Raw genomic sequence first — 17092 nt, 5'->3', positions numbered from 1 at the left:
GATCCGGCAGCGCGAGGCTCAACCCCCGGGCGCGGGCTCGCAGCAATGGACACGGCGGCCCTCGCCTCGCAGCGGAACGCCGGGCTGCGCTGTCCCACTGACCGGCGCGCACGTGGCGCGCTCCTCCTTCGTCAACTCCACGCTCAGGGCCTTCGTGCCCGCCTCGCCGGGGGTCTCCACGCACGCCCCAGACGACACCGGCAGCGGCCGCGTGATGACGTGCTGCGTGCAGCTCTTGTCCGCATACAGGGACACCGTCATCTCGCATTCTCGGGGCTTCACCTCGTCGCAGTAGCAGTAACAGCCATCGAGCCCCTCATAGAGCTCGAGTCGTTCGGGGAACTCCGGGGGGCACGCCGCCGACGAGTCCTCGGACACCTCGCGGATCGGCACGCAGGTGCGAAAGCCCTCCGGCTTGGGTGGCATACACACGTATCCAGGTTCATCGCATCTTCCACCATAGACATCGTTGAAGCACAGGACCGCGAACGTGCCCCATGTCGCCTCCACGTCCTTCGGGGCGAGGTACGGGCGGCAAGGATCGCGATCGCGAAATGGCTCGTGGGACTCTACAGAGAGCACGTACTCCGCCTTCCTGGCGAAGGAGTTGCGCGGCGCGAAACAGCCACCATCCCATGCCGGCGGCGGGTACGTAGACTTAGTCAGCGTCCCTTCGCAGGCTTCGTCGCTGGGCGTCGCCCTCGACGCCACCCAGAGGCTCGTGGGAGGCAGGCACGGGCGGGGCTCGCACAGGCACTGGGGGCAGCGGTCCGTGTCCCTCAGATCGGCGTAGGTGCCTGCGTTTTCCTCAGGGAACAGGCCGACCGACCTGCAATCAGGCGCTTCGCTCGCCTTGCCCAACCAGACATAATAGGAGTCCAACCACTCGCCTCGGAAGTCCCTGCCGCGGGGAACGCACTCGTAGGGGCAGCCATAGTAGTACGGGTCGGGAGGGGGGGTCTCGTAGCACGACGCCCCGAGCAGCGTCACGCTCGCGCCGAGCGCCAGCAGCGCGGCCGCCTTCAACCCCACCCGCGCCGAGACAGTCGTCCTCGCCCGCATCACGTTCCCTCCGGCAGACAGCACAGCGTCCTTCTTCCTTCCACCTGCCGCTCGCCGGTGAGCTCCCCGCCGCTCGGCGCACAGCTCCCCGGCGCGTCGACCCGCCACGCCGCGCTCATGCTCCCCAGCGTCGAGCCGGGCTCGGCGTCGTGACAGACGCCGTTCTCACGGACCGTGGCAGAGGCTACCAGCTCGCCGCACGCGGTGTCCTCGAACGTCGACACGATCGCCTCACACACGCTCGGAGCGGTCTCGTGGCACGAGCACTCCGTACACTTGCGCTCGTCCTTTGCCACCACCCAGAACGTGAACTTCTCCGAGTGCCTGGGGCCCTCGATGTCCTCGCCGTTGGGGCACTCGATGTAGTCCGCTTCGATCTCCGACAGGATGCAGCGGCGCCAGCCTGCGGGGAGCCTCTCCTCGGCGACGCAGCGATGATCCGTTTGCGGGCAACGGCTCGAGTCGGCGTCCTCGCACACGACGGCGATTTCCGTGCTCCCCGGCAGCGCGCCGTCGCGCGGCACCGGGGCCGCCACGACCTCGCAGGCGCGCTTCGTCACCGGCGCGATCGCGAAGGAGCCGAACGTGGCGGCGGGCACCGTGCCGGGCGCGACACACGCCCCGTCCCAGCCAGCCGGCGGCTCGAAGGGGGTCACCGTCTCGCCAGGACCCTCGTCGCACATGTAGCCCGAGGTGACCGAGAGGCCGGCCGGGAAGGCGCACGCAGGCTGCGTGCACACGCACGGATCGCATCCTGGATGAGGCGCCGGCTCCGCATGGAGGAGCTCGAACGTGGAGGGCCTCGCGGCGTCGTCGGACTCCTCGCCCCGCAGCACCTCGCCGCACCCCGGCGCCAGGTCAGCATGCCCCATCCACACGAGGAACGGCGTCTGCTCGAAGCTGCCGAACGTGGCATCGACGCAGATCCCGTCGCAGGCCCCGTTGTTGGTGCCATCCTCGGTGATGAAGTCGCACGCCAGGAGCTCGGCGCAGTCGTAGCCGTCGACCGCCCCGCAGCCGCTCGCCGTCGCGACCACCGCGCCGCTCAGGCCGACCAGCGCCGCCAGGATTCGCCCCGCACCGCACCGCGACATCGCCGCTCCTCCTCCGCGCCCTCCGCGCCTCGACCTCACCATGCGCCCTCGATCCGGACACCGCCGCCGCGCGCCGTCGCTTGCGGGACCACCCGGACGCCCCCGCGCTCCGGCGCGGGCGCCCACCAGAACGACGAGAGCGCCGCCGCGCCGACCACGCCGCTCGCCACGACGCTCACCAGCGCGACCAGGCCCAGGGCGTCGCGGGAACGGATCGCGTCCTCTAGCTCGGGGCACCGCGCATCGTTGACCGAAGCCAGCTCGTGACACGCACGCTCCCCGCCCGTGGCGAGCAGGTCCTCGCGCAGCGACTCGGCCTCGCCATCCTTGACCGTCCACCCGATCGCGAACCCCGCGCCGACCAGGACGCCCGCCGACGCGAGCGCGAGCCCCCCGAGCCGGATCGCCGGCCCGATCGCCGTCTCCCCGGCCGCCGCGGCGCGGGGCGCGACCGCCGGCTGCGCCGGCCGCGGCGCCGGCGGCTTCTCCTTGAGGGCCAGGCCGAGCGGCAGCTTGTCCCCGCGCTGCGCATCGAAGCGACCCACGCCGTCCTCGTGGCCTTGCAGCGTCGCCCGCGCCTCGTGGCTTCCGGGCTCGACATAGACGACGTACGTGACGAACCCCTGGCCCACGCGCCGGCCATCCATGAACAGCTCGGCCTCGGGCTTGCCGACCACGATCGCGACCTCGACGACCTCCTGCGCCGCCTGCTGGAGCGCTCCCCGGAGCCGCGCCCTCGCGCCGGACGCGAGCGCGTCCCCCCCTTCGAGCGCCCGGCGCAGGTGCTCCGCGGCGTCCCGGTACCGGCGCAGCGAGAGCTCCAGGAGCCCCAGCTCCCCGGCCCAGCGCGGGTCGCCGGTCGACTCCCACGCCGTCCGATAGGCCGCCGCCGCGTCGTCCCATCGCCCGGCGCGCCGCGCCTGCTCCGCACGGCGAAGCGTCTCCGCAAGGGACGCGGAGGATGTCGCAGAAGGCGACACGGCCGGCGGAGAAGCCGCAGAGGGCGAGACCCCCGAGGGCGCAGCCGCCGACGGAGCGCCCTCCGCACCCGTCCCGGGCGACCGCGGCACGTCGGCGATTGCGCCGCGGCCCCAGCCTGAAACGCACAACAAGAGCGCAACGCCCCAGCACCTGGTCCCGCGCATGGGCGCCGACGCTAGTCAGCCGGCCGTTCGCTCACAAGCGCGGCCTCCGGCGCTGAACGTTGAAAAATTCTGATGGCAAATCAGAAGGCATCCACGTAATGCAGCGACGGCACGGCCACCTGCTCGCGCCTTCCCCATCGGTTCAGCGGCCGGGAAAGCTCGCGGGAGAGCGAGGCTCACCCGCGAGCAAGGCTCACCCAGGAGGCTCCGCGGGCAGATGAAGCCCGCACGAACGATTTCGGGCGCCACCGGGTAACCGGCGGTTAATGGATCGGGCATGGAGACAAAGGACCCGCCCGCTGCGCCCGGAGCGACGCCGCCCACCTGGGACGCCCTCCTCCGCGAGCACCTCGGCTACTTGAAGGGTCGCGTGGTGTCGGAGCGGATCCCGGTGGCCGACAGGGAGGATGTGCTTCAGGAGGTGCTGCACAGCATCTCGCGGGCGCTGCCCACCTTCGATCCGGCCCGGGGCGAGCTGCGCGCCTGGCTGAAGGCCATCGTCCACAACCACGCCTCCAACTACCGGCGCCGCGCCAGCCGGCGGCACGAGCAGCCGTGGCCGGACGAGCCGCCGGAGATCGCCGACGAGGCGCCGAGCTCCGAGGAGCGCCGGATGGAGGCCGAGCGGCGGCAAATCCTTTCGACGCTGCTCCTCGATCTGCCGCCCGAGCGCCGCCAGGCCGTGATAGCCCACGAGCTCGACGAAGCCGGAATCGGCCATGTCGCGGCGCTGCTCTCGATACCCACCACGACCGCGAAGAGCCGTGTTCGCCACGGGCGCGAGGACCTCATCGCGGCGGCGCGCCGCTGGCAGGCGCGACATCACCGCCGCCTCGCCGTCCTGCTGGCGATCCACCCGGCCGGTGGCTCGGAGGAGCGTGCCAGCCGCGCCGCGCCGTGGCGGCTCCTGCTCCGCCGCGCGCGGCGCGCGCTCCGCGGCGCGATGTCCGGCGCGAGGACACCGCGGGCGCGAGCGGTCGCTCACGCCTACGCATCGCTCGCTGCGAGCGCCTGGAGCGTTCTCCTGACATCAGGGCTCTTCGTGGCCGGGCACGGCGTCGGGCACGGCGGTCTCCACTCCGGCGGCGCTGCGACGCAGAGCGCCACCTTCGCCGCGGGAGCTCACGCGTCTTCAACGGTGGACCCGACAGCGGAAGCCAGCGAGATCTCGTATTCACCTGCCGACGATAAGACGCCTTCGCCAGGAGAAACAGCGGCCTCGAACGGGGGCGACACCGCGCCAGCTCGCCCTCGGGACACCTCCCGGTCGCCGCGGCGCTGGCCCGGCGCGCAGGGCGATGAGCAGGAGCACCAAAGGATGGCGGCCGCCGCGCGCGCCATCGGGGACGACGCGCTGGCGCGCGCGCTGCTGGCGGGCGCCATCACGACCTCTCGCACGTCGCACCTGCACCTGCCCGTGACGTGGCCGTCGCTTCCCCCGCGCCCGTGACACGCGTTCGGTGAATCCGCGAATCGATGAACCGATAAATCGGCGCAAAGAGGGCCGCTCCACATCGGCTCGCATCATCACGAGCATCGGTACCCAATGGCGCCCACACGGGCTGAGTCGACCGGCAGCGGCGATGTCGGCCTGCGGCCCAACCGATGCGACGGCCGCGCGGGCGCGCGATGGCCTCGGTAGCTCCTCGACGTGTCTTGCCGAGATCTTGGTATGCAGACCCGACGCCGCACGAGCTCCGGTGTCCACAAGCGCAGCGCGCCTGGACGCCGCCTCCCCTCGTTCGCGAAGAACCCCGCCGTCCGCCTCCCCGTCGAGCGCATCGTCGCCGAACGTCGCTGGCTCGCCGCTCTCGTCACGGGCAGCGGCGTGCCGCGCCGCGACCGTGACGACCTGGTTCAGGCCGTGCTCATGGCCGCCTGGATGGCTGTCGAGGCAGGCAGGTACCGTCCGGGCCCATCGGTCCACCCGACACGAGCGCTCCGCGGCTGGCTGCAGGGCATTGCCTGGCGCAAAGCGAGCCATTACCGCGAGCGCGCCTGGGTGCGCCAGGAGGTTCCCGTGGCCGACCCGTGGAGCGTTTGGCCAGAGCCGCCGCGGGACGACGAGCTCCTCGTCGACGCGCGGGAGCGCCTCCTCGCCGTGCGCCTCGCGTTATCCAGGCTGCCGCGGCGCGACCGCAAGGAGCTCGCGCTCGCCGCGGTCGGCCATGGCACCCGCGACATCGCGCGCAGGCTCCGTATGCCGGCCTCGATGGCGGTGCAGCAGCTCGGTCGAGCGCGAAGGAGGCTGCGGGGTCTCCTTGAACGGTAGCGCCCGACGACTGGCGAACAGCACACACGGCACCACACCCCGCCAGCATCACCACCCAGCGACGCCGCACGCTTTCGTCCATTTCAACCAAGCGTCCGGGCGCGCGCGAGCAGAAGATGGACGCTTCGAGCAGCGAGCGCCGCTCGAAGCACCACGGTGAACATCGTGGTGTTCACCCCGTTCCCATGGAGGGAAGCGCCTATGCTGGGATGGTTTGGATTTCTCGCGGGCAGCGCCTTCGGCGCGTACGACATCGCCTCGGTCGAGGTCACGCGACCGCATCCATCGCTCGAGAGGGTGGTCTACGAAGTGGAGGCCGGGGACAGCCCCCTCGATCGATTCTCGATCATCCACGTGAGCAAGCGCGGGGCCGGCCGCGGCTGCAGCGAGCCCGTGATCCTCTTGAGCCCCTTCTCGCTTCCGGGCGAGTTCTACGAGATCAGCGAGACCGGGAGGTACGCGAAATCCGCGGCCGGCGAGCTCGCCATGGCCGGCCACGACGTCTGGCTCGTCGACCAGCGGAGGACCGAGCTCCCGCCCGGCGCGTGCGAGTCCGGCGCCGCCGATTGCAGCGTGATGGCCGACTGGAGCTTCGACACGCTCTCGGGCGACGCGCTCTTCGCGCTCTCCCTCGTGCGCTCGCAGCATCCCGGCGCGCGGCCCGTCATCGGAGGATTCTCCGCGGGCGCCAACACGGCCATGGCCACCGTCAACCGCGCACCCGGCGCCTTCTCGGGCGTGTTTCTCTACGAGGGCACCTTCTACACCGAGGATCCGGCGATCGCCGCGCACAACGACGCGATCTGCAGCAACCTCGAGGGGGCGCTCGCCGCGGGCTCGACCTACGATCCCAGCCTCGCCGTCCTCGGGCTCGCGCTGCGCGGCGCCGCCGCCGATCCCCAGGGCGAGTTCCCCCTGCCCATCTTCCCGCCAGGCACCACCAACCAGCTCGCCATGCTGCTCGTCTTCGGCGCCCCGCCCCCTCCGGGCGCGCTCGCCCCGACGCCCTCGTTCGTGCGCACCGTCGCCGATTTCGAGACCCAGAGCCTCGTGTATAGCGACCAGTCCCGGCTCGAGCTCGTAGGTCCCCTCTTCGACAATTACGGCTCCCTCGCCGCCATCCGCGATCTCGCGTGCGGGCTCTCGGGGCGCGACGCGAGCCATTATTCGAACCTCTCCGCCTTCCGCGGCGACGTGCTCATCTACGTCGAGGGCACCGGCTTCGGCCCCGCCATGTTCGACAGCGCCGGCCTCTTCGATCGTGCCGCGTCCGTCACCATCGATCATAACCCCGAGCTCGGTGAAGCGGACGTGTACTTCAACGTCCACTGGAAACGGACCTTCCTCGACCCCTTCACGCGCTGGCTTCGCCGGAAGATCTAAGCGCTCGTACGGAAGCGGTTTCAGGCTTTCGGGCGTGCGGTCGAGTGATCGCAGAACACGCGGGGTCCGGTCCGCAGCTTCGTCGGGTGCCCCACCTCCGCGGCGATACCCCTGAGCCCATGGAGCGCCGGTCGCGGCCACCGGACGGGGGCAGGCCGGGTGCAGGGTGCCCGACCTGACCGGCGAGAACGACGCATTCCGATCAGGGGCGTCGAATTTCCAAAAATAATCGTCTTATTTTCGCCGTTCTCGCGCCCATGGCACCTCGACATCCTGGAGCTGGAGGGATACACGCGGCCGAGTCATGCAGGTCTCGACGACGCCCATCACGTCGATCTCCGCAAGCGACGTGAACTGGCTGCTCGCCACGGAGGCGGCCAATCGGCTGCTCTCCGGCGCTGATCTCTTCACCTTGGCGTTCGCGCTCTCGGGCCGGTCGCACCAGGAGCCGCTGACGCTCGACGAGGCGCATGACCTTCTCCTCGCGCACGGCCTTCCACGGGCGCTCGCGGGCAGCGCGCTCATCGAGCGGATACGCGAATCGACGAGCGCGGATCCGGCGTTCCTTGCCTACAACGCGAGCACGTTCTGCATCGACCGCAACATCGGTATCCCGCGCCGGCTGGGGCAGCTCGTCTTTCGTCACGACGTCCAGCGGCTCCTCCTGGCTCATCGCGCGGAGCGGCCGCCGCCCCCGGAGCGCCCTGTCACCCGCGCTCAGGCCCGCTCACCCGCGCGGGCTCGACGGACCGAAGCGCCCGCTGCGCCGCCACGAAGTCCCCCCACCACCCCGACCCCGGAGCGCCCCGCGCGCGCCCGCGCCGCCGGCCTGCGCGCTGCGCCCGCCGCCTCCCGGCCGCCCGCCGCCTCCCGGCCGCCCGCCGCCTCCCGGCCGCCCGCTCCCTCCGGCGTGGTGGAGCCGGCGCTCTCGCCCGAGCCGGCTCCTCTGCCGGCGCCGCCGCCCAGAAAGCCGGCGCCGCTCCTGATATCGGGCCTCGACCGATCCGAGCTGCTCCAACGGCTCGCGGGCCCGCCGTCCTCGCTTGCGGCGGTGAGCCACGCGCTGCGCGCGCACCTGCTCGCCTCGGCCGAGCAGTTCGAGGAGCTGCTCGCGCTCGCCGCGCTCACCGGGGTCGAGCCGCACCGCTACCAGATCGAGACCGCGCGCCGCGTCCTCCGCGTGTTCCGTGGGCGCGCGCTGCTCGCCGACGAGGTCGGGCTCGGCAAGACGGTCGAGGCGCTGACGATCCTGCGCGAGTACCAGCTCCGCGGGATGGTCCGGCGGGCGCTCGTCCTCGTCCCCCCTGCGCTCGTCGGCCAGTGGACGGGAGAGCTCGCGGAGAAGGCCGGGATCGCCGCGCGCACGACCGACGACGCCGCGCGCACGGCGGATCCCGAGGCCTTCTGGCGCGATGAGGGCGTGATCGTCGCGTCGCTCGCCCTCGCGAGGAGCGCGAAGCACGCGCCGCTCGTCCAGGCCGCCTCGTGGGACCTCGTGATCGTCGACGAGGCCCATCACGTCAAGAACCGCACGACCGCCGGCTTCAAGCTGGTCGACGGCCTGCAAAGCCGGTTCCTCCTGATGCTCACGGCGACGCCGATCGAGACCGATCTCGAGGAGCTCTACAACCTCGTGACGCTGCTCAAGCCCGGGCAGTTCGCGACCACGGGGGCCTTCCGCGCGCAGTTCGTCGACCCGAAGGACCCGCTGTCGCCGAAGAACCGGGAGCGGCTGCGCTCCCTGCTCGCCGAGGTGATGGTGCGCAACACCCGCGCCGACAGCGGCCTCGCGCTGCCGCCCCGTTACGTGAGCACGGCGATGGTCGAGCCGCTCCCGGAGGAGCAAGAGCTCTACGAACGCGTCCTCGCCCTCGTGCGCGCGCACGGGGCCGACGCCGGCTCCCGGATGCTGGCCTCGACGCTCCTGCTCGGCGCCGGCTCGAGCCCCGCCGCGGTGCGCGGCAGCCTAGAGCGCATGAGCGCGAGCGAGCGGCGCGCCCCCGCGCTGCGCGCCGCGCTCGCCGCCATCGCGGAGCTCGCCGCCTCGGTCCGCGCGTCCCGGAAGGGCGTTGCGCTCGTCGATCTCGCGCGCGCTCACCACGAGCAGATCCTCGTCTTCACCCGGTTTCGCGACTCTCTCTCGTACATCGAGGCCGCGCTCCGCGGTGCAGGCATCGAGCCCGTGGCGTTCCACGGCGGTCTCTCCGCGGCGGACAAGCGCGCGGCGCTCTCGGCGTTCCGCGACGGCCGCGCGCGTGTGCTCGTGTCCACCGACGCCGGCGGCGAGGGGCATAACCTCCATCACTGCCATGTCCTCGTGAACTTCGATCTTCCCTACAACCCCATGCTCATCGAGCAGCGGATCGGGCGATTGCACCGGATGGGCCAGCGAGAGGAGGTGCGCGTCTACAACCTCTGCGCGCGCGGCACCGCCGAGGAGCGTGTCCTCGATCTGCTCGACCGCCGCCTGCACCTGTTCGAGCTGGTCGTGGGCGAGATGGATATGGTCCTTGGCAACATGGCGGACGAGCGCGACCTGGAGGAGCGGATTGTCTCCCTCTACGCGACGTCGCGCTCGGAGGAGGAGATCGCGAGCGGCTTCGACGCCATCGCCGAGGAGCTCGCCGCGGCGCGCGGGCGTTACGAGCAGGTGAAGCGCCTCGACGCCAAGCTCTTTGGAAAGGACTACGAGGCGTGACCGCGGCGCTGGGAATGCTCTCGCCCGCGGAGGGCGCGCTGCCCTCTCCGCTCGATTTCGTGGTCGAGGCGCTCGCGGAGGCCGGAGCGCTCGCCGAGCGGGACGACGCGCGGGCGGTAGCGCTCCTGCCGGCGCAGCTCGCGGCCGAGATCGAGGTTGCGGAGGAGTGCGCCCTCGCGCTCTACCCCGATCGGGACGGGGACGTCGCATGCGGCCTTGGCTCGACGCTGCTAGAGCGGTTGATCGCGAGGGCGCGTGGGCGGCCCGTGTCCACCTCGGTGCGGCTCGCCGCGGATCCGCCGCGACCTGCCCACGTGCGGGCCGCCGCGGACCGCTTCGTGCTGCGCAACGGGCTCTGTGAGCCCGGCCAGATCTCCACGGGCACGGCGGTCTACGTCGCTGCCAGCGTCGCTTATGGTGTCGAGGCCGACGACCGGCGCGAGGGGCTCGTGCGGGTCGTGCTGAACGCGCATGACGGCGGCGAGCCGGACGCTGCGGTGGGCTCGCGCCTGGATCTCGCCTGGCCGAGCGCTCTCGTGCTGCCGAGCGCCGTTTCCCTCTCGACGGACGATCGCACGGCGGACTGGATCGCGCTCCGCGCCGAGCGGGCGGTGCGGGCTGCGGTGCAACCGCTGCTCGGCGAGGTCGAGCGCAGGCATGCGCGGGATCACGATCGTATTGTGTCGTATTTCGCGGACCTGATCGCCGAGGCGCGGGCGCCGCGGCGGCGCGCGGATCCGAAGGCGGTCGAGGCCAAGGTCGCGCACCTCGTCGCCGAGCGGAACGCGAAGCTCGAGGCCTTGCCCGCGCGGTTCGCGGCGAAGGTGACGTGTTCGGTCGCCGCGCTGGTGAGCGCCGAGGTCCCGACGGCGCTCGTGAACATGCGTCTCCGGCGGCGCAAGGAGGCGCGGGACATCGTCTTGCGGCTCCCGGCGGGCGCTTCGAGCCTGGACAGGCTCACGTGCGAGGCGTGCGCCGCGGCGACGGCGCGGCCGGCGGCGTGCGACGATCGGATGCACCTGCTCTGCGAGGCGTGCGCGCCGAACGCGCAGGGCCGCATCGCGTGCCCGGCGTGCGCGAAGCGGCGCTGAGGGCCTGTCCAGCTGCCATAACTGAACCGCTCCACGGTTGCCCTGAACCGCTCCGCGGTTTCCTTTTCCGGCTCCGATCGCGGGTGGCCCTGGCGATGGCGCCCTTTTCGCTTTGGTCCCCTGGCGCTCCCCGGACTAGCCAGCGGGCGCGTCGAGCACGGGGAACTCCTTCACGGAGCGGCCGCCCGCCTGCTCGACCGTCAATTCGCTCTCCACGTAGAGGACCTGGAGCCTGCTCGGCCCAAGGTTCTGGACGAAGACGACGTTGCCGTTGGGCTGGTAGGTGTCGGTGTGGCCCGTCTGGATGACGACGTCGGTCCAGACGCCGACGTTGAGAATGGTGATGTTGTAGGTGGTCGCGCCGCCTCCGGGGTTGCCGGTGTTGTAGACGTGCATCGTCCCGGGGATGGGGCCGAGCTTGTAGATGACCTGATTGGGCGGGATATTGACGACGGCCATGGTTGTCTCCTGTCTTGTAGAAAGGCACGACGAACAGGTCGTGCGGGTGCAACACGCGATGGCAGTGAATAGCAACGTCGATGCCAAGACATCGTCCTTCAGGGGCTCCGGACGACGAGCAGGGGGAGGATGTCCGCGCCGGCCGACACGGCCGTGGCCCAGGGCTCGGAGCCCCAGCTCCACCCCTCATTGATCTCGAACGCGAGCCGGCGGGTGCTCTCCTGGCCCAGCTCCACGAGCACGCCTGGCCCCGGCGACGTGGTGGCCGGGTCGCCGGGGCGGAGCCTCGACGCCGCGACGACGAGGAGCACCGTCTCCATGGGGTAGAAGACCTGGCGGCTCTTGCCATGGAGCGGAAAGGAGGCGATGGGCGCGGCGGTCTCGCCGAGGCGCTGCGCGAGGCCACAGGTGAACGGCGTCGACGTGTCGTTCTGTATCGAAATGGCGTTCGCCGGTCCCCCGAGGAGCACGACGCCGGTGCCCGTCGGCTCCTGCACGTACAGCACCTGTCCGGGATCGATGTCGTACGAGGCCGAGGCGTCCACCCGGGCAGACGGCAGGAGCGTGCGGGTCGCGGTGTAGGCCCGATAGAGCGCCGCCCACGACAGGGTCGTGGTGAGGGAGTAGGTCCTCGATTGGAACCACACGAGCGGCACGCCGGCGGCGTCCTCCGCGCCCACCGCTTTGAACGCGTACAGCGAAATCGCAGAGGCGGCGAGCGCGCGCGCCGTCTCGGCGCTCATGGAGACGATCAGCCGTCTCTCGGTCGGCGCTGAGGGGGAAATGGGCGGAGCGGCTTTGTCGACGCGCGCGGCCTTCGATGTCGCCGCGCCTGGCCGCTCGTCCGGCGTCCTGAGACCCGTGCCGCACGTGAGGGACAGCAACGACGCGGCGACGAGCGCTGCCTGTCCACGAAGAGGTCGTCGCATGAGGCCTCCTTGCCGCGTCGCGCTCGTCGCCCGACCGCGGAGGGTGAACTGGCAGCCGGTCGCCCCGCGGGCGCCACGTCAGGCCTGGATCAGGCCGCCATTGCTGCGGGAGGCGTGGCGCGCCTCCTGCGCCGGCGCGTGGGCGCTTTGCGCCGCGAGGATCCTTCGGTTCAGGCTGGCGGACGACTGGAGCAGGAGCGGCGCGAGGTTGGCGCCCGCGGGGACGAGCTGTACGTTCGGGTTGCCGCTGGAGTTCCAGCCTGTGTTGATGTCGAAGCTCAACGAGACCTCGGGCTCGCTGGTGAGGTTGATCAGGGCGGCCTGGCTGAACGCCTGGAAGATGACCGTCCCCGTGTTCACCGCCGTCGTGGCGAACTCCAGCAAGACGAGCTGGATGGGCGCGAAGACGTCCAGCATGTTGCCGTAAAGCGGGAAGGCGCAGAGGGGCGTCGCCACCGGGCTGCCGCTCACCGACTGCACCTGCGAGATGCCGCAGACCATCTGCGTCGTGGTCTGGTTCGCGATCGAGATCGCGTTCTGCGTTCCACCGGTCACGACGGTGCCCGTGCCCGCCGGGCTCGTGACCTGGAGGATGTCGCCGAGGTTCATGTCGTAGGACGCGCTCGCCTTGATCTTGCCGCCGGGAATGATGGCGCTCTGCGAGGTGTACCCCTGATACTGCTCCTCCCACGAGATGGTGGTATCCAGGGAGAGGGTCTTGGTCTGGAACCACACGAGCGGCGCGCCGCCCTGGATGCTCGTCTGCACCCCCTTGAATCCATACAGATAAAATCCGCCCGCCTCCAGGGCGTTGAAGGTGTTCTGGTCCATCGCAATGTTGATCTGATAGGGCGTGGCCATGGCGATGCTCTCCTCTCCGAGAAATCCTTGTGCATTCGCCTGGACCCGCCGGCGCCGCGCATCGGCGCAGGTCATGGGATCCGGGCGATGCTGTGTCCAGAATTGCAACCAGAATGCCAATCGAAACCGCGGCCTCACCGACGCGGGACCGGAAACAATGGCAACGACTTGCCCGGCGGCCCCTCCCCTGAAGGCAACACTTTGCCCACGGCAACAATTTGCCCTCGCCCCCGAGACAACCATTGACGTCCGACGTGAGGAGGGCGACGTCGGCGCTCGAATGAAAGCAGCCGCGCTCCCCGACCGGCCCCTACCGAATCAAGAGCGTCCTTGGCCAGGGGCCGTGGGCGTCAGGGCCGTGAGCGCCGGGGTGGGGGTGTGCGCGGCAGCGCGCGGGGGGCGCGCTGGAGCACCGAACGAGGTGCCATAAGGTCCCAGCAGGCTCCACGTCCCAGGCGCGCCTTATGTGGCGCGCAACGAAACGTCTCAGAGGGCAAGGCCCGAAGTGAGACATGCCGGGCGGTGTCTCATGCGCAAGCTCTCCCGCCCCCGTCTTGGCGGATGGCCAGCGCCCCCCGCGCGCTGCCGCGCACACCCCCACCCCGGCGCGTGCCCCCGGATCCCCCGTCCCTCCTTCACTCGTCCCGGGACCAAGGCATCAACCCGGTCGCCAGGCACTTCACCGCCGCCGCCAGCTCGATCGGCTCGATCGGCTTGGGCACGTGCATCTGGTAGCCGGCTGCGAGCGCCCGCACCCGGTCCTCGGTCCGCGCGTACGGCGTCAGCGCCAGCGCCGGCGTGCGCCCCACCTTGCGCGGCAGCAGATCCCGCACCCGCCGGATCAGCGAGTACCCGTCCTCCCCCGGCATCCCGATGTCGACGACGAGCAGCGCCGGCTCCGACGTCTCCAGCAGCTTGAGCGCCTCGTTGCTCGACGTCGCCGTGCTGACCTCGGCCCCGCAGCGCCGCAGCACCGCCGAGAGCATCGCCAGCGTATCCGGATCGTCGTCCGCGATGAGCACCCGCACCCCGGTCAGCCGAGGGAACGGGTTGCGCGGGTCCGGCGCGATCCCCGCGTTCGTGAGCGCCGTCGCGGTCGCGCCCGTCGAGAGCGGCAGCTGCACCGTGCACGTCGTCCCGCGCCCGGGGCCGGCGCTCGTCACGCGCACCATGCCGCCGTGCAGCCCGACGATGTGCCGCACGATCGACAGCCCGAGCCCGAGGCCCCCGTGCCGGCGCGCGCCGCTGTTGTCCTCCTGCCGGAACCGCTCGAAGACGTGCGGGAGCGAGTCCGCCGAGATGCCCTCGCCGTCGTCGATCACCCTGACCTCGGCGAACCGCTCGTCCTGCGAGAGCTGTACCTGCACGAGCCCGCCGGGGCGGGCGAATTTCACCGCGTTCGAGAGCAGGTGCCACACGACCTGCTGCAGCCGCGCAGGGTCGCCCTCGACGAACACGCCCTCCGGATCGAGCCTCGTCTCGATCGCCACGCCCTTGCCCGCGGCCGACGGGAGGATCGACTCGACCGCCGTCTGCACCGGCAGCGTCAGCTCCACCGCGAGCCGCTCGATCTTCAGCGTGCCCGTCACGACCTGCGACGCGTCGAGCAGCTCGTCGATGAGCGTCACCTGGTGCTCGGCGTTGCGCTCGACCGCCGAGAGCGCCCGCGTCTCCGCGACCCGATCGAGCGAGCCCGCCTGCATCATCCTCGCCCAGCCGAGGATCGCGTTGAGCGGCGTCCGCAGCTCGTGCGACACCGTCCCGAGGAACTCGTCCTTCAGCCGGTTGGCGTCCTGCACCTCGCGGTAGAGGCGCGCGTTGTCGAGCGCCAGCGCGGCCCGGTGCGCCACCTCCTCCGCGAAGGCCACGTCGGACCGCTCGAAGAACCGGCCCGACTCCGACGACACGAGCGAGATCGCGCCGAGGATCCGCCCGCGCGCCCGGAGCGCCACCACGAGGTACGAGAGCGGCGCGAGCGTCCGGTTGGCCGTGGCCTCCTCGCTCGTCATCGCCTCGTGCAGCAGCACGTCCCCGCGGACGTCCGCGTAGAGCTCCGAGCGGCCCGTGCGCAGCACGCGCGCCACGGGGCCCGGCTCGCCGTCGACCCGGCTCGGGTGGAAGTACCGGAGCAGCGGCTCCTTCAGCGGGCTCACGTGCGCGGCCGCGACGTGGCGCAGCCCCAGGCCGTCGTCGATGTCGACAAGGCAGAAATCGGCGAGCACCGGCAGGACGAGCCGCGCGAGCGACTGGAGCGTCGCCGTGAAGTCCAGCGACGCGGCCAGCGCCGTGCTGAGCTCGGCCAGGAACGCGAACCGCCGCGCCGCCTCCTCCGCCTCGGCCCGCGCCGCCTGCACCCGGATCAGCCGGGCGCGCTCCTCCTCGGCCCGCTTGCGATCGGTGATGTCGCGGTGGATGCCGACGAGGAACAGCGGGCGACCCTCCTGGTCGTGGACCGCGTACGCCGTGATCTCGATCGGCACCTCGGAGCCGTCGCGCCGGACGCATGGGACCTCGCCGACGAAGGTGCGCGCGTCCTCGATCTGCTGGAGGATCCGGGCCGTGCCCTCCTCACGGACGTCCTCGCGGTGGAGGAGCGCCATGCTCTTGCCGACGATCTCCTCGGACAGGTAGCCGAAGATCGACTCGGCCTCGCCCATCCAGTACCGGATGTTGCCCTCGACGTCCGTGACGAGGATGGCCTCGGGCATCTGCTTCAGCACCTCGTGCGAGAGGTGCATGGCCTCCTCCGTCTGCAGCGCGGAGAGGCGCGCCCGCTCGAGCGCCTGCGCGCTCTGCTGGACCAGCGCGAGCATGAACGCCCGGTCGTCCTCGGAGAACGACTGCGGCGCCGAGAAGCCGAACCCCACGGCGCCGAGCACGCGCCCCTCGAGGAAGAGCGGGATCGCGGCGTACGCGCGCTCGCCCGTCGCGACGCAGCACGACGCGAAGCCCGGCTCGAACTCGCCGAAGCGCTCCTCCGACTCGAGGAAGATCGGCTGGCGCTCCCGGACCGCGCGCGCGAGCGGCAGCTCCGCGCCGAGGTCGAAGCTCTTGAAGCGCGCGATCTGCGCCTCAAGGTAGCCCGTCGAGCGCACCGTCTCGAGCTCGCCGCCGAGCCCGGCGCGCAGCGCCACCACGCCGGTCATCGCCCCGGCGGCCGCGACGACGTCGCTCGCGAGCACGCGGAGCACCGCGGGCGGCGTGATCGCGTCGGACAGGGCGGCCGTCACCGCGAAGAGCCACGCGGCCCGGTCCGCGCTCCGCTCCGCCGCGTGGCGCGCCTCCTCCGCCTTCCGGTAGAGGTAGGCGTTGTCGAGCGCCAGCGCCACGCGGTGCGCGAGCTCGGCCGCGAGCACGAGGTCGTCCGCGGAGTAGATGCGGTTCGACTCGGACACGCCGAACGACAGCACGCCGAGCTTGCGGCCGCGCGCGATGAGCGGCACCGCCATCGCCGACCGCGTGCCGAGCTGCTCCAGCGCCGCGGCGCGCTCGGCGGCCTCGTCGCTCTTGTCGCGATCGAGCTCGTGCAAGAGCTCGGACTCGCCGCTGTGCAGCACCTTGGCGATGCCGAGGCGCTCCTCGGCGTCGGGCGAGATCGCGCGCAGGAGCCCCTCGCGCTCGGGGTTCACGTGCTTCGCGGCGACCCGGCAGAACCGCTGCCGCGTCGCGCCCGCGTGGCCCGCCCGAGCGGCGCCCGCCCTGTCGGAGTCCGCGGCGGCGCGCTGGCGCCGGGCCGCATAGATGCCCGCCACGGGCGCGGGGTCGAACCCGTCCGCCCCGGCCACGAACGTGGGATCGTTCGACGGCGGCGGCGGCGGCACCGAGCCGACCAGGCCCATGGCGTCCGCGGCGCCACGCTCGATGAGATCGACCGTGCACCAGTCCGCCAGGTAGGGCACCGACAGACGCGCGAGTCGCTCGAGGATCGTATGAGGGTCAAGCGATCCGGTGAGCTGCTCGCTCGCGTCCGCCAGGAACATCAGCTCATTATGGATCGCCCCTCCGCGGGGCGGCTTCAGGACCTGCCATGCCATGGCGGTCTCGCTAGGGTTGCCTTCACGCTCCATGGGGTCGCCGGCGGCCCGCATCGTAGCGAGG

Annotated in this window: 12 protein-coding genes; 5 read left to right on the top strand and 7 right to left on the bottom strand. The window is 71.5% G+C overall.

Translation table 11 applies throughout. The features are described 5' to 3' along the window. Positions 1–18: 18 nt before the first annotated feature. From POL72_RS22905 to POL72_RS22895, 3 genes are read right to left on the bottom strand one after another with little or no spacing between them, the layout of a single operon-like run. Complete coding sequence (locus tag POL72_RS22905) at positions 19–1086, bottom strand: hypothetical protein (RefSeq protein ID WP_272097639.1); 1068 nt, start codon at positions 1084–1086, stop codon at positions 19–21. Beyond that, positions 1062–2156: a hypothetical protein gene (locus POL72_RS22900; protein WP_272097638.1), complete on the bottom strand. Its 1095-nt coding sequence runs from the start codon at positions 2154–2156 to the stop codon at positions 1062–1064. The genes POL72_RS22905 and POL72_RS22900 overlap by 25 nt, the downstream gene beginning before the upstream one ends. 35 nt (positions 2157–2191) lie before the next feature. After that, positions 2192–3136 carry a hypothetical protein gene (locus POL72_RS22895; protein ID WP_272097637.1) on the bottom strand — a complete coding sequence of 315 codons (945 nt, stop codon included), beginning with the start codon at positions 3134–3136 and terminating at the stop codon, positions 2192–2194. 442 nt (positions 3137–3578) lie between these two features. On the opposite strand from POL72_RS22895, the gene POL72_RS22890 reads away from it, so the two are divergent. The 5 genes from POL72_RS22890 (at position 3579) to POL72_RS22870 (ending at position 10745) form a co-directional block, all read left to right on the top strand. Further along, positions 3579–4751: an RNA polymerase sigma factor gene (locus POL72_RS22890; protein WP_272097636.1), complete on the top strand. Its 1173-nt coding sequence runs from the start codon at positions 3579–3581 to the stop codon at positions 4749–4751. A gap of 222 nt (positions 4752–4973) precedes the next feature. Then, positions 4974–5573 (top strand): RNA polymerase sigma factor, encoded by a 600-nt coding sequence (locus POL72_RS22885; protein ID WP_272097635.1) that lies wholly within the window; start codon positions 4974–4976, stop codon positions 5571–5573. 201 nt (positions 5574–5774) lie between these two features. Continuing rightward, entirely contained in the window at positions 5775–6956 is a 1182-nt protein-coding gene (locus tag POL72_RS22880) for an alpha/beta fold hydrolase (protein ID WP_272097634.1), read from the top strand. Positions 6957–7260: 304 nt separating this feature from the next. Further along, the gene (locus POL72_RS22875) at positions 7261–9654 is read left to right on the top strand and encodes a DEAD/DEAH box helicase (protein WP_272097633.1); all 2394 of its coding nucleotides are present in this window, start codon (positions 7261–7263) and stop codon (positions 9652–9654) included. Next, on the top strand, positions 9651–10745 hold the full coding sequence (locus POL72_RS22870; RefSeq protein ID WP_272097632.1) for an RING finger protein: 1095 nt from the start codon (positions 9651–9653) through the stop codon (positions 10743–10745). Before POL72_RS22875 ends, POL72_RS22870 begins: the two co-directional genes overlap by 4 nt. A gap of 135 nt (positions 10746–10880) precedes the next feature. Here the strand turns inward: POL72_RS22870 and POL72_RS22865 are convergent, their stop codons facing one another. From POL72_RS22865 to POL72_RS22850, 4 genes are all read right to left on the bottom strand, one after another. Beyond that, positions 10881–11204 (bottom strand): hypothetical protein, encoded by a 324-nt coding sequence (locus POL72_RS22865; RefSeq protein WP_272097631.1) that lies wholly within the window; start codon positions 11202–11204, stop codon positions 10881–10883. Positions 11205–11302: 98 nt separating this feature from the next. After that, on the bottom strand, positions 11303–12133 hold the full coding sequence (locus POL72_RS22860) for a hypothetical protein (protein ID WP_272097630.1): 831 nt from the start codon (positions 12131–12133) through the stop codon (positions 11303–11305). Positions 12134–12211: 78 nt separating this feature from the next. Beyond that, complete coding sequence (locus tag POL72_RS22855; protein ID WP_272097629.1) at positions 12212–12994, bottom strand: hypothetical protein; 783 nt, start codon at positions 12992–12994, stop codon at positions 12212–12214. Between the two features lie 635 nt (positions 12995–13629). Then, entirely contained in the window at positions 13630–17028 is a 3399-nt protein-coding gene (locus POL72_RS22850; protein ID WP_272097628.1) for a hybrid sensor histidine kinase/response regulator, read from the bottom strand. Positions 17029–17092: the final 64 nt, after the last annotated feature.

The sequence above is a fragment of the Sorangium aterium genome (assembly GCF_028368935.1).
In the GTDB taxonomy this organism is placed as follows: domain Bacteria; phylum Myxococcota_A; class Polyangia; order Polyangiales; family Polyangiaceae; genus Sorangium; species Sorangium atrum.
Note: the sequence above shows the minus strand (reverse complement) of the source record. Positions and strands in the feature narration are given on the sequence as shown.